Origin of the sequence: Ectothiorhodospira shaposhnikovii, assembly GCF_016584105.1 — a bacterium.
GTDB classification, from domain to species: domain Bacteria; phylum Pseudomonadota; class Gammaproteobacteria; order Ectothiorhodospirales; family Ectothiorhodospiraceae; genus Ectothiorhodospira; species Ectothiorhodospira shaposhnikovii.
In genome coordinates, this window is the sequence record NZ_NRSM01000007.1 from 132063 (window position 1) to 146164 (window position 14102).

The following is a 14102-nucleotide window of genomic DNA, read 5'->3' on the forward strand; positions in this document are numbered from 1 at the left end:
CAACCGCCCCTACCGGATTCGCTCCATGAGGGCCGCTGCTTCTTCCCGCTGAGGAAACTCCGGCACCCCGGACAGTAATGCCTCCAATTCCCGTCGTGCCTGGCTTCGCCTGCCCGCCTTTTCCAGGGCCACAGCATAGTGGTACCTCACATCCGGGCGCTCCGGCACCGCATGCCTGGCCTCTTCCAGCAGCGCCAGACCCCGTTCCGGATCATCCCGGTTGACCAGTATCCAACCCAGGGTATGGGTGATGGCGGGGTTTTCCGTCGCCAGGGCATGGGCCTGCTCCGCATATTCGACCGCCCTGTCGTTCCCCGTGCCGAAGTACAGGTAAGCCAGATTATTCAGCAGCAGAGGATTTTCGGGCTGCAAGCGGCGCAGCGTTTCATACTGGGCGATCGCTTCGTCCACAGCCCCCAACAGCAGATAGGTTTCGGCCAGATGGTTACGCACCGTGGCATCCTCGGGGACACGTTCAAGATGACGACGCAGCACTTCCACCCCCTCTGTGACACGCCCCGCCACCAGAAGGGCCTGGGACAGACTCATGGCATGGTTCGCTGCCGGATTCAGCCCATAGGCCCTGTCAAAGGCCGTCGCAGCCTCATCCCAGCGCTGTGCCATGGCATGTGCGCGCCCTTCCACTGCATGACCGGCGGCGGCAAGCCCATCCTGGCCCTGCATGACACGCGCAACACGCAACGCTTCATCCCCGCGACCACTTTTTAATTCCAGCAACGCCAGATTGGGCAGGGCTCCCACATGACCGGGGCTCAGTTCCAATGCCCGGCCATAGGCAACCCTGGCATCATCAACACCACCCGCAAGCTCGAACCGGTATCCCAGTCGATGCCATGCATCGGCATCGGCCAGCGGCTGCGCCGACAGCAGGCGCAGTGTCGTGATTGCCTGACCACCGGCGCCGGATTCAAGCTGAGCACTGGCAAGAAGCTCCAGCAGGCGCGTGTCGGTGGAGCCGCTATCCCGGGCCGGTTGCAGGACTTCCGCGGCACGCTGCGGCATCCCCTCCCGCAGATGGTACCCCCCCAGAACCAGCCGTGGCTCCAGAGCTTCCGGATGAGCCGCCACGGCGGCTTCCAGCACGGCGACCCCCTCGGCCACCTCGCCCCGGATCGCCTTGAGCCTCGACAGGCGCAGGCTGAGGGCCGTGTGCCCCGGGTTATGCTTGAGCCCCTCCCCATAGAGCCTGGCCGCCTCGTCGGTATTCCCCAGCCCCCACTCGATGGCAGCCAAGTTCGATGTCGTCACCGGCTCGCCGGGCAGCCTGTCCAGGGCCTCCCGCAGGGCCGACCTGGCCAGATCCATATCCCCCCTGCCCAATCCCACCATGGCTTCGAGATTGTAGGCCAACGGATTATCCGGCAAACTCGCCTTCAAGCTCCCGGCGGCCTCCAGCGCCTCGTCAAACCTTCCGGTCTGAATCAGGTTCAATGCGTAGACGGCCTCAAGACGGTATGCATCCGGCACCTGCTCAATAATGCTCCTGAGCTCGCGCAGGCCTTCCTCAGTCTGTCCCGAAAGCAGCAATCCTTCCGCCAGACGCGCCCGGGCCTGAAGATCATCGGGGCGAATCCGCGTCAGTTGCCGGAGGTAGTCCGTGCCTTCGGCAAACTGGCCCCGTGACATGAAGATATTACCCATCAGATTCAGTGCCAGAACATCATCCTGGCTGCGCCCAAGCACCGACCGAAGCAAGCCTTCCGCCCGGTCCAGATCCCCTTCCTGCAGGCGCACCATGGCCAGCAGACGGGCAGCCTCATCGGAATGGGGATAGGCGGACAGATAGCGTCGCAGATAGTGTTCCGACTGTTCCCGGTTGCCCAAGGCGAAATGGGTCGCGCCCAGGAAGAACACCGCGGGGTCAAACCCATCCCCTGCGCTCAGACTGCGTTCAAAAGCGGATTGCGCGGCACCATATTGGCCCTGCTCATAGAACATCAGTCCTTCGACATAACCGGTGGCCGGATGATTCGGAGAGAGTCTCTTCATGCTACGCAAATCGGCCTGCATACCAGCATGGTCTTCCTGGGCATGACGGGCTATCGCTCGCTTGACATGCAGAAGAAAGGGAAACCGGCTCAGTTCAATCGCCTTTCCATAAGCCGAAACGGCCTCATCCAACCGCCCGAGAGAGCGTTCAAGATCGCCCCAAAGCTCCCAGGCCTCGGCGGAATCAGGAGCGGTTTCCAGGGCCTGTTCGAGCCAATGACGAACACCCTCCTCACCCTCGCCCAGATTGAAGGCAACCAGCGCCAAGCCCAGTTGGGCATCCAGCACGTCGGGCTGAACCTTCAATGCGGCATTGAAGAGTTCACGGGCTCCGCCCAGGTTACCCATGCCGAACAGTGCGCCGCCCCGGATGGCAAGGACCTGGGCGCCAGGCACAGCCGGCAGGTCATCCACGTGACGGCTGTTGTCCAGCACCCATCCATACTGTCCCTGCACAAGTCCAGAACGTAACCATGGAACCAGCACCTGTTCCTCGGGCCAAGCCTGTCGCCTGGCCCGGTCCAGTTCCTGGCGTGCGCCGACCGCATCTCCCTGCTCCAACAGGGCCATGCCCAGCCTGAAACGCGCCTCCGCGGAGGCGGGCTCCTGCTGCAGGGCATTCTTGTATTCGATGACCGCGGCGGCAAGATCGCCCCGGGCCTCGAAGTCCATTCCCCGGGCCAGATACTCATCAACGGAATAGGATGTCCGGCCACACCCCGCCAGCATCACCGACAACAGGATCACACCCAGCCAAGTCAGGCACAACGACACGGGTTGTTTGAGGCCGGAAGGTTCGCGGACAAGGAAATACGGACGCATGCGCATCACTCCCAGAAAGTACTCCATCATCTAAACTCCGGGTCTCCGCATATCAAGATCAATATTCCGGCAGGACATGACCCGGCTTGCATGACTGAGACTGCCATTATGGTTGCAACACTGAAATCGGCGCAATGCCACATACTTTCATCAACACTCCCCATACCAGCCAAAAGTGTTGATTTCAGCATCATAAAGACATAAATTTTACGCGCTGTTTATATGCCTTCTCGTCAAAAAATCTGATCCAAAAAGCCATCTTTCCGGCTTTCAAACCGGACCAGGAATAATCTCAGCAAATCATTCCTGCTCAAATGCATCCGTGGTTGCCTATTCCTCCGTTTGCCGCCCCAGATCATGCTTCTTCAGCAAATCGTATAAGGTCGGCCGGCTCACCCCCAGCAGTTCCGCTGCCCTGGAGATATTACCCCCCACCATCTGCAGGGTACGGCGCACCGCCTTGCCTTCCGCCTCATCCCTCACCCGACGCAGATTGAGCATGAGCGGATCCTCGCCGTCGGCCGACAGTTCCAGGTCTTCCGCCGTCACCTGATTGCCTTCGGCCATGATCACCGCCCGCTTGATGCGGTTTTCCAGTTCCCGCACATTACCCGGCCAGTCATGGCGTTCGATGGCGCTTTGGGCATCCTGGGAGAAGCCGCGCATGGTCCGCCCTTGCTTGCCGGCAAATCGTTCCAGCAGCACCCGGGCCAGCAGGTGGGCGTCACCGGTACGATCCTTCAGCGCCGGGATGTGGATGGTGATCTCGCTGATGCGGTAGAACAGGTCCTCGCGGAACCGGTCCTCGTCGATGAGGGTGGACAGGTCCTGGTGGGTGGCGCAGACCACCCGCACATCCACCGGGATCTCCCCTCGACCGCCGATGCGCTCGATGACCCGCTCCTGCAGGAACCGTAGCAACTTGGCCTGCAGGGGCATGGGCAGATCACCCACTTCGTCCAGGAACAGGGTACCGCCGTCGGCATATTCGATCTTGCCCCGGGTCTGCTTGACGGCGCCGGTAAAGGCGCCCTTTTCATAACCGAACAACTCGCTCTCCAGCAGGTTTTCCGGGATGGCGGCGCAGTTGATGGCCACGAACGGCCCCTGCTTGCGGCGGCTCAGGCCATGGAGGGCCTGGGCAACCACTTCCTTGCCGGTGCCGCTGTCGCCCAGCAGCAGGGTGGTGGCATCGGTGGGCGCCACCTTTTCCACGGTGCGACAGACCTTGAGCATCTCCGGGCTGGCGGCAACGAGGCCCGGCAGGGGTTCGGTGGTCTGACGGGCAGACAGGCGGCGGTTTTCCGCCTCCAGCTCGAACAGGCGATGGGCGCGCTTGACGATGAGATTGAGAATGTCCGCATCCACCGGCTTCTGGTAGAAATCGTAGGCACCCAGGGCCACGGCCCTGACGGCGTTGTCGCGGTCGTTGTTGCCGGTGACCACGATCACCTTGGTTTCCGGGGCCAGGGACAGGATCTGTTCAAGGGTGGCCAGACCTTCGGTCGCACCACCCGGATCCGGCGGCAGGCCCAGATCCAGGGTGACCACGGAAGGTTCGCCGCGACGCAACTGGGCAATGGCCTCGTCCCGGTTCTGGGCGGTCAGGATCTCGAAGTCGTCAAAACACCAGCGTAGCTGGCTGAGCAGGCCGGGATCGTCCTCCACCAGGAGTAATACGGGTTTTTGCTGAGTGCTGCCGGTCAACGTCTGGGTGCCTCACTGGCAGTGATCTGGTTACGTTTCTCCCGCAAGCGGGAGAGGAGCTTCTTCTTGCTGTTGGGCCAAAGGGATACTGATCCGGAATCGCGACCCCACTCCCGGTTCGCTCCATACTTCCAGATCCCCTCCCAGGGCGCGTACGAACTCACGGCTTTCATAGGCCCCGATGCCCATGCCGGTGAGCCCCTTGGTGGTATCAAAGGGCCGGAACAGGCGCTCGCGGATGAATTCGCTCGTCATCCCGGTGCCGGTATCACGGATCTCCAGATAGGCCTGGCGGCTGTCACGCCAGAGACCGAGCTGCACCTCACCCTCGGGCGGCGTGGCTTCCTGGGCATTCTGCATCAGATGATTCATCACGGACAGCAACCTCTCCGGGTCTGCAAGTACCAGGACCTGCTCTCCATTGTGAGCCAGTTCCGGCTTCGGTGCACGTCCCTGGGCCTGGGTCACCGCTCGGGCGGCCAAAGCACCCATATCCACCGGGGCAATGTCACGCCCCGGTTCTCCGGTACGCAACTGCAACATGAGTTTGTTCATGCGCTCCACGGCATTCTCCACCGTGCCGATGGCATCCTTGAGAAAAGCCGGATTGTCGCCATGGCGCCGGGCATTGCTGACCACCAGGGACAGTTGGGCGATCAGGTTCTTCAGATCATGCACCACATACGCGGACAGCCGGTTGAAGGCCTCGAACTGCCGGGCCTCGGACAGCGCCTGCAGGGCCTCCATCTGGGCCAGATGGCTGGCGGCCTGAAGCCCGGCGGTCTTGAGCAGATCCCTGTCTTCCCAGTTGATGTTGCGATGGGCCCTGGGGGCCAGCAACACCACAAAGCCCAGCAGTTCCGGACCCTGTTTCAAGGGAATCAGCAGCCAGATCCGCTCACTGTCCCGCATCCAGTCCGGTAGCCGCAGCCCGGCATGTCGCTCAGGCTCTGATATGCATTCCTCCACGTCCAGCACCCAGCCGGTATCCATCAGGTAGCGGGCCAGGCTGCCGTCCATCGGCTCGGCGTGGTCTCCGGCCTCGGCCATGTTGATCTGGGCCACCTGGACGAAATGCCGACCGCCGCCACGCATCCACAACTGCCCGCCGGGGCTGTCAAGGATGTCAGCCAGGGCGCGAATCACACGGGTGGGCAGGGCCTCATGCCGGGCTTCGTCGGCCAGGGTGGAGATGAAACGCAGCCACTCTTCCCGATAGTCATACTTGTAGTTGAAAAAATGTTTGCTGACAAAGACCCTGAACTGCGCCCGCAGACGCCCGGAAGCCGCCAGTGCCAGCAGGCTCAGCAGGGCGGCAAACAGGAATACCGCCTGAAAGACCGTCCCCCACTCACCGCCGAAGACCCGCAGATAGTAGCCCGCCGCCGCCATCAGCAGCAGATAGACACCGGCCCCCAGCAGGGTGGCGGTGTGAAACACCATGCCCCGGGAGACGTAGACATCCAGAGACCACTGGGGATTGCGGGCCGCGGACACGGCGATCAGGGGCACCACCAGGGTATTGATGAATCCCCTCGCCTCCCACAGACCCGCATCCACGTTGCGAAAAAGCAGGGACTCGGCATACATGTAAAAATCAAACAGATAGATGCCACCCACGCCCAGGCACAGGTACTTGATGGCCCAGCGCCCCTCCCGGGAGGTATTGCGGTAGATCTGCTCCACCAGCAGCAAGGCAATGAGGGTGAGCATGAGCTTGCCGCCGAGCAACACATCTCCCCGCGCCCAGGACTCCGGCACCATGGGCTGGAGCAGCACATAGGTGGCCAATCCCAGCAGCAGCAGCAATGCCGCCAATCCCAGCAAGATCAGGGGAGGCCCCAGATCAGCATTCGCGGCGGCCGCCGGCAACGTGCTGGATCGGATGTCAGCCGAAGATGACGGCGGGCCGGGGCGGGTCGGAGCGCGGGAAAGAGGCAGACGCTGATGACTACGTGCCTGCCAGAGCAACCCCCAGAGAAAACCGATCCAGGCAGCGTCCCGGAGCAGTTCGGCGGGGAAAACAAGAAGCAAGGGGATACGCTCGGGCCAGGCAGCCTGAGCACCCAGGGTCAGGGCCCAGAGGATACCAGCAGCAGCTGCCATAATCAGCAACGCCCCTTGGGGGCGGCGCTGCCAGCCGATCAGCAACACGGCCAGCAAGGCGGCAAAACCAATGGCGGCGATGACGTATCCGGTCACGCCCAAGGACACGGTAAATCTCCATGGTCACCCCCCCTCGCCCTTGAGGAGAGGGGGGTGAGGTGAGGAATGATTCCCAGCGAAAACGGGATTGACTTAAGTCGTTCTCAACGGGAACCTCTGCCCCAAAGGACCACTTCCACGGTCTGGATGATGGTCAGAAGGTCCAGGGACATGCTCTGGTTTTTCACGTAGTAAAGATCATACTTGAGCTTTTCGAAGGCGTCCTTCTCGGAAGCCCCGTAGGGGTAATGGATCTGCGCCCAACCGGTAAGCCCAGGCTTGACCCAATGCCGATGATGATAATAGGGCAACCTGGAGCCGAGTTGCTCGACAAATTCGGGGCGCTCGGGCCGTGGACCCACAAAGCTCATGTCGCCACGCAACACGTTGATGAGCTGCGGAAGTTCATCAAGCCGGGTCTTGCGCATGAAAGTACCGAAGCGGGTGACGCGGGGATCGGATTTCTGGGCCCAGCGAGCCACACCGTCCTTCTCGGCATCCATGATCATGCTGCGGAACTTGAACAAAGTGAACGGTTTGCCATGCTGCCCGGTGCGCACCTGACGGAAGATGACCGAACCCTTCCCCTTGCTATCGATCATGATGGCGAGGGCGCAAATCAGCATGAAAGGCCAGACAAAGGCCAACATGGCCAAGCTGGTAAATACGTCCAGAGCCCGCTTGGCATACTGCTGATAGAGGGTCTGGCGAAAGCCCCGGCCAAAAATCATGCTGGAAGGGCGCAGAATATCAAGCTTGAGCAGGCCCGCCTCACGCTCGAAAAAATCGGCAATATCCAACACGTGAAGGCCCTGCATCTTGCAATGCATCAATTCTTCAGCAGGAAAGCCACCGCGGGGATCGTCATAGGCAATGACAAGATCATCCACATGATGGCGGCGCACGAAATCAGGGAGCGATTCATCCAGCAGCACCATGGCGTCATCCGATACCTTGGCTTTTTCACCAGGCCTGGGAACGAATCCCACCAAAACGAAACCAACCTGATCGGACTTGCGTCTTAAACGATTGAAGAGCAAAGCAGACTCACCCGCCCCCAGCACAAGCACCCGACGCTTGAAGGCATCATGATCCAGCAACCGGAAGAGGCCAAATCGGGTCAGCAATATACCGGGGACAGCCAGACCGATGGTAACGGCCATCACCGTCCGCCCAAAATGCAATTGGGGGAAGACATAGAAGAACATGGACAACATGGTCACGGCGAGCAGCGCGGCACCAATGACGCGCAAAACGACCGCATTTGCCCCCCCCCTGAATCCACGACGGTAAAGCCCCATGCTCAGCATACCGACCATGCCCGAAGAAACAACAGCAAGCATCTGCAAGGACCAGATCACATCCAGTACGGGAAAAAGGGGAAACTTGATGAAGTAGGCGACAAGTAGCGCCGTGCCGAAGACAAGCGCCTCCACCGTAGCCAGAAAAACAATGGGGGTTGAAATATCACGACCTAGAAAATTGATGTGACCGTGCCTGACCCTGACCGGCCTCATCCCCACATTTGCAGTTGATTTCTGCATTTTGGGAGAAAACGTGCGGTTTACCGAATGCACGCTACCGCCGTAATTTGAACTGTCGACTACAGGCGTCAATACTTGATTTTCTGCTGGATTGCCCATACCCAAACCTCTCTCATGCTTGGGTGATACGTCCTAAATCAAATCATTTTCATTGCCCCGAGTGGACAGGCTTGCACCTCCCCCTCACACCATGCTGGGACATGGCGGTTAACATTTATGCTATGTGACGAACTTCACATTTTCAAGTCGGAAAACGAAAAATCTTCCGGCTTTTTACAAAATAAGGGAAATCTATCGACCAATGCAGACTTTTCAAGTCTTTTGATTGGACACCCATTTGGCTAAACGGGAAAGGGACGTGAAGGCCAGATAATGCTGCAAACCCGGACAATCTTCGCGCAGCAGAACAACTCACCCGCTATTTATACCACTATTGCGCTGCAACTTGTGCCTGCGGCGAAAACCCCGACATCAAAGATGTCCAAAGACTTTTGGACCAGACAGACATCAGGATCAAAATTGAGACCAACGTGTCCCAAGCTGCGGCATCTGATGGGCAGACTGAGACCGATCTTGAACCGGCCGGGGCAGAAAAATTTACGCGCAAGCGGGAAATGGAGTAGATAGAGGGGAAGCTTGATCCGCAAGCTACAGCTGTTTCTGTTGAAGGTTTGATTGTCGGGATAAAGGCGAGGGGGGTGTAGTCGCACCCCCCTCCCGAGAACCGGGAAAGCCCCCGGTTCTGTCCCTGGCGCGGTAATCAACGGTTGGGCCGTCGAAAAACTGGGAAAATGGAGCCGGCGACAGGAGTCGAACCCGCGACCTACTGATTACAAGTCATCAGTAGGTCGGAGGTTAAACCCCTCTGAAGGGCACCAGATGCTCTCTCGGGTTCCGGGCATCATACCAGCTCTGCAGTACGATCATATCCTATCGCCCGGGTGAGTAAGCCCAGGGTGTCCCTGCCGCAGGAACGTTCTTGCAACGTTTTCCGCGAGGGGGTACCTATGGCTATCAAGATTACGATCACCAGCACCAAGGGCGGCGTCGGCAAGACCACGCTGACCGCAAACCTCGCCGGACTCCTGGCCGATTTGGGCCAACGGGTACTGGCGGTGGATGCGGACATCCAGCCCACACTCTCCAGTTTCTACCACATCCAGAGCCGCGCTCCCGCCGGGCTCATGGCTCTGATCAGCGAAGCCCGCACCGAAGGCGTCATCAGCACATCGACTATCCCGGGCCTGGACATCGTGCTGTCCGATGATCCGGGTGGGGCTCTCCAGAACTGGATACTGCATCAGCCGGACGGCCGTGTAAGGCTGCGCCACCTGCTCTCCGGCCTGGATGACGCTTACGACATCATCCTGATCGATACCCAGGGTGCCGTCGGCCCCCTTCAGGATGCCGCTGTCCTGGCGGCAGACCTGCTGCTCTCCCCTATTCCACCGGAAATTCTCTCAGCCCGCGAATTTGCCCGCGGCACCCTGGGCATGCTTCACCGACTTCAGCCCATGGCCTTCCTTGGAGCACCGGTAGGGCCTCTCAAGGGTGTGATCTATCGCATGGATCACACCCGCGATGCCCGCATGATCGCCCGGGAACTGCGCCAGGAATCCTACGCCCCCTCCCGGGGCGCCATCGACATCCTCGACACCATTGTTCCCAGTACGGTGGCCTACCGGGAGGCGGCCACTCATCGCATGCCGGTTCACCGCTGGGAGGCGAGGCGATCAGGGCCAACCGCCTCAGCCCTGGACACCATGACCCAGCTCGTACATGAGCTGTTCCCGCATCTTTCCGACCTTACCCCTTCGTGGGGTTCCGAAAAACCGAGCATCCCCCATGACAAGGAGGGTCACTCATGAAACGCATCATTCCTGATGTCGGCGCCATGTTGCGCGAAGGCCATTTCGGCAATCCCGCTGCCATGGAAATACCCCAGGCAGACCCGGTTACGGTGACCCAGATGCTGATGGACATCGACCGCATCAAGGCATACGACCGCAATCCACGGGTGGAACGAAACCCCCGGTATGAAGAGATCAAGGCCTCCATCCGTGCACAGCGGGGCCTCAATAACGCGCTTGAGATCACCCGGCGACCGGGTGACGAACTATACATGATCAGAGCCGGGGGCAACACCCGGCTCCAGATCCTCAAGGAACTGGCCGAGGAAACCGCCGCCACCGAGTTTCGCAAGGTGCACTGCCTGTTCCACCCCTGGACCACCGAAGCCGCCGTCCTGACCGCGCACATGATCGAGAACGAACTGCGCGGGGACATGGTGTTGATCGACAAGGCCCTGGGCCTGAAAGCCCTCAAACAGGAGATGGAGCAGGAGGCGGGGCAAACGCTGTCACGAAGCGAGCTTCTGCGGAGGCTAGCTGACGCAGGATACAGTATCTCGAAGCGCCATATCATCCGCTTTGAGTACGCTGCCGAGATCCTCTACCCCCTGATCCCCTGCGCATTGCGGGCCGGGATGGGGCAACCCCCAATCGACACCCTGCGCGCCCTGGCCCAGGGGTTTGAAAGCTACTGGACCGATGCCGGGCAGGACCCGGAGGCATTCCGGAGCCTCTGGGCGGAAACCCTCCAGGATAATGACGGGCCGGACTTTGATCCCCTCCTGATAAAACAGGCCCTGGAATCCCGCTTTGCCGCCGCACTGGATCACCCGGTCAGCCGCATCCGCCTGGAGATCGACGCAGGCATGTCGAGCCGCAGACGCCAGACGGAAGACATGGACGGAGACGACCAGGGCGAATCCGGCGCTCCCTCGTACCCTCAAGGCGGCATGGATCATCTGTCGACACCAGGTTCCGAACCGCCCCTGGTCGTTCCCCCTCCAGCGCCCATCAGCCAAGCGCCCGAGCGGGATCACGCCGGGGAATTCGATCCCACCGCCCTTCCGGAGGCTGGTCCCGACCTGAAACAGGGCCTGCCCCCATCAGGCAGTTCGCCCAACGAACCGCCCCTGCCGGATATCCTCCCTGCACCCCACCCTGGCCCCACCGACCTCAAATCACTGCGCGCCCGGAATTACACCCTGGCACTGCAATTGGCCCAGCGCTACCACATGGGCGAAAGCCTGATGCTCCTGCCCGGGAAGGGCATGGGCTTTCTCATTGATCTGCCTCCGGAGCATTCGGCCGGCAACATCAGCGAGAGAGCCGTGCGCCGCTGGTTGTGGTGGATGCTGTACGCCCTTTCTGAGTTTCACGTCGATACCGACCGGGCCAAATACTACCTGGAAAATGTCGTTCCCAACTATCTGAACTCAGACGATGTGGATTTTTCCCTGTCCGCTCAGCCGGATTTGACGCTGCTGGTGAACCAGCTCCTGACATCCCCCATCCTTCCGGATCAGGACTTTGAGGCCTTGTGCGAGCTCATGAGGAGCTGCCGACGGACACGTCAGGAATGCCCGGACCCCACCGGAGACATGCTCTGGCGCGGGGGCTGGGAGGATGACGAAGAGGAGTACGAGTCATGAGCACGGGAGCGGATATCTCCTTTCACATCATTAAATTCGCCCTCCAGCGTGTGCATGAAGGCGACCTCACGGCGGCCCTGGATCTGGGATTTACCGTGGACGAGATACGCAGCATGGAGTCGCTGACGCTGAAAGATCTGTCCTACCTGAGCAGGCTCAGCGCCCATTTTCTGCGCCTGGAAGTGGATCATGACACCTGCCAGGCCATGCTCAGGCGCGTCCATGAGGAGTCCGCCAGCGAGGCCCTGCAAGATGCCATGCTGCGACAGGGAGCGCCACGGAATCTGATGCAGGAACTGTTCGGCTGGTCTGCGCTGCAGCATGCCGCCCGCCGGAAATTGCTGGGTATCCAGTCCACGCCGGGCAGACCACCCCAACCCACGGAGCAACAAGAACACGAGGTCTGGGAACACTGGCACAGGCTGACGGACGTCCCGCTACCCGAGAGGTACCTGGAAACAGCGCAGTCCGCCGATGTCAGCATAGCGACGATATGCAAACTGCTTCAGCTCTGGGAAACCACGGGTCTCAAAACCGCGCCTGAAACACGACACTCTTCAGTCGGCGGATGTGTACTGCCTTTCAGGCCGGGCCCACGGCTATCAGGAACCATGGCGGCACATGAGGAGAGATAGCATGGATGCGGCACAAACAGCCCTCGATCGCGAGGTCTCACCCCGTACCGCAGGCTTGGCGGTGTTCATCCATCGAGCCATCGAGCGGTTGCGGTTGCAACAGGGTAAGGATACGGAACGGGAGGCCGATGGCCTCCTGTTCTGCGGAATATGGAACGACAGCATACCCCGGGCACTGATCCGCGACCCGATTCTCAAGCCCACCGAGGTCAGGCTGTGGGCCGTCATCCGGACACTGACCGACTCAAACGGCCCCGCGGTCATGCCGGACCACGCTACCCTGGCTGAATACACCAATGTCGGTTCCAGAACCACGATCACCGCCGCCCTGCTGGTATTGCGGATCACACGATGGGTTTCCCTCTGCGCCCGGGTTCGGGATGAACACGGCAAATTCGCCGGCAACGTCTATGCCCTGCATGATGAGCCGGTCACGCTGGCCGACGCCATGCACCTTGACCCGGGGTATGTACGATTCTTGCATGACATGACGGGTCATTCGTCCGACAGAGTGCGCCGCATCGCCAGAGGCGTGCTGGATACCATCGAGGACGCAATCCTGGAAAACCGGGATGTGACTCAGGATACCGGCCTGCTGGATCGCTCCGTTCAGCGCCTCGCTTTTCTGTCCGGCCTGCTGCGGAAGGAAGACACGCCGGATGACTCGGACTCCAGCCTGTTCAGCGTATCCCCCCGCCGTCAGAAATCTCTGAAACAAGACCACGACACCCGTGACCAGAATCTGGACACGGATAACCCTGTCCAAAAACTGAACACGGCTAACGAACACCGTGACCAGAATTTGAACACGGATAAAAATATCATTAAAAATCAAAAAGATAATATCCGTGTCCAAAAAATGGACACGGCCACTATATGTAGTAGTAGTTATAAAAATAAAAAAACTACTACTACAAATACCCGCGAAGTCCGAAAAAAATCGCGCGAGACTGGTCAGGACGGACTGATCTGGCCCCAGCAGATCACCGACGATGAACGGCTGCTCGCCGAAGTCTCGTTCAGGGCGCTGGACCCACCGCTTCGGCAAGACCTGCTGGACGAACTGCAGGGGCGATTGAACACACCCGGTAACTCGCCGGTACGAAACCCCGTGGCCTGGCTGATTGCCAACGGTCAGCGTGCCCAAAACGGGGAATTCCGCCTCACCAGCCTCGGGATACGGGTGCGGCGGGCTCGTGATGCCAAGGCTCAGGCCGAGCAACTTGCCGCCAGACTCGAACGACACCCCCCGGATCTGCCACCTCCACCACCCGAAAATCCCTACGCGGACCGGATCGCGGCTATGCGCCAAAAGCAGCAACAGCGACAACGGGGGGGCGGCTGATGGGCGCCTTTCGCACCGGCCCGGGATCCAGGGGTGTGCCCGTGGCACACCCTGCCGGGGACTGCCCGGGATCAGGGGGGGGGTGCGACTCGCACCCCCTGTCCTATCTACCGGAGCCGGCCCGGGATCCAGGGGTGTGCCCGTGGCACACCCTGCCGGGGACTGCCCGGGATCAGGGGGGGGTGCGACTCGCACCCCCTGTCCTATCTACCGGAGCCGGCCCGGGATCCAGGGGTGTGCCCCGGGCACACCCCTGGATCCCGGGCCGGTGCGAAAGGCGCCCATCAGCCGCCCCCCCGTTGTCGCTGTTGCTGCTTTTGGCGCATAGCCGCGAT

The 14102-nt window shown here is 60.6% G+C and carries 8 protein-coding genes; 4 read left to right on the forward strand and 4 right to left on the reverse strand.

Annotated elements, in window-relative coordinates; translation table 11 throughout:
- Positions 1–9: 9 nt before the first annotated feature.
- The 4 genes from prsT to CKO35_RS05945 all read right to left on the reverse strand — a co-directional run bounded on the left by prsT (position 10) and on the right by CKO35_RS05945 (position 8387).
- Entirely contained in the window at positions 10–2862 is a 2853-nt protein-coding gene (gene prsT / locus CKO35_RS05930; RefSeq protein WP_200173586.1) for an XrtA/PEP-CTERM system TPR-repeat protein PrsT, read from the reverse strand.
- A 300-nt stretch (positions 2863–3162) separates the two neighbouring features.
- The gene (gene prsR, locus CKO35_RS05935; RefSeq protein WP_200173588.1) at positions 3163–4539 is read right to left on the reverse strand and encodes a PEP-CTERM-box response regulator transcription factor; all 1377 of its coding nucleotides are present in this window, start codon (positions 4537–4539) and stop codon (positions 3163–3165) included.
- A gap of 30 nt (positions 4540–4569) precedes the next feature.
- A complete protein-coding gene (gene prsK, locus CKO35_RS05940) occupies positions 4570–6753 on the reverse strand; it encodes an XrtA/PEP-CTERM system histidine kinase PrsK (protein ID WP_200173590.1) in 2184 nt (727 codons plus the stop codon).
- A 95-nt stretch (positions 6754–6848) separates the two neighbouring features.
- Entirely contained in the window at positions 6849–8387 is a 1539-nt protein-coding gene (locus tag CKO35_RS05945; RefSeq protein ID WP_242467043.1) for a TIGR03013 family XrtA/PEP-CTERM system glycosyltransferase, read from the reverse strand.
- A 908-nt stretch (positions 8388–9295) separates the two neighbouring features.
- On the opposite strand from CKO35_RS05945, the gene CKO35_RS05950 reads away from it, so the two are divergent.
- From CKO35_RS05950 to CKO35_RS05965, 4 genes are read left to right on the forward strand one after another with little or no spacing between them, the layout of a single operon-like run.
- A complete protein-coding gene (locus CKO35_RS05950) occupies positions 9296–10156 on the forward strand; it encodes a ParA family protein (protein ID WP_200173592.1) in 861 nt (286 codons plus the stop codon).
- Positions 10153–11787, forward strand: a complete 1635-nt coding sequence (locus CKO35_RS05955; protein ID WP_200173594.1) for a ParB family protein — start codon at positions 10153–10155, stop codon at positions 11785–11787. The genes CKO35_RS05950 and CKO35_RS05955 overlap by 4 nt, the downstream gene beginning before the upstream one ends.
- Positions 11784–12422 (forward strand): DUF2857 domain-containing protein, encoded by a 639-nt coding sequence (locus CKO35_RS05960; protein ID WP_200173596.1) that lies wholly within the window; start codon positions 11784–11786, stop codon positions 12420–12422. The genes CKO35_RS05955 and CKO35_RS05960 overlap by 4 nt, the downstream gene beginning before the upstream one ends.
- Before the next feature lies 1 nt (position 12423).
- Entirely contained in the window at positions 12424–13767 is a 1344-nt protein-coding gene (locus CKO35_RS05965; RefSeq protein WP_200173598.1) for an STY4528 family pathogenicity island replication protein, read from the forward strand.
- The last annotated feature ends 335 nt before the right edge of the window (positions 13768–14102 follow it).

Excerpts from the sequence above, each read along its gene's own strand:
- CKO35_RS05955 (WP_200173594.1), top strand. The coding sequence starts at position 10,153 with ATGAAACGCATCATTCCTGATGTCGGCGCCATGTTGCGCGAAGGCCAT.
- CKO35_RS05945 (WP_242467043.1), bottom strand. The coding sequence starts at position 8,387 with ATGGGCAATCCAGCAGAAAATCAAGTATTGACGCCTGTAGTCGACAGT.
- prsT (WP_200173586.1), bottom strand. The coding sequence starts at position 2,862 with ATGATGGAGTACTTTCTGGGAGTGATGCGCATGCGTCCGTATTTCCTT.
- CKO35_RS05960 (WP_200173596.1), top strand. The coding sequence starts at position 11,784 with ATGAGCACGGGAGCGGATATCTCCTTTCACATCATTAAATTCGCCCTC.
- CKO35_RS05950 (WP_200173592.1), top strand. The coding sequence starts at position 9,296 with ATGGCTATCAAGATTACGATCACCAGCACCAAGGGCGGCGTCGGCAAG.
- CKO35_RS05965 (WP_200173598.1), top strand. The coding sequence starts at position 12,424 with ATGGATGCGGCACAAACAGCCCTCGATCGCGAGGTCTCACCCCGTACC.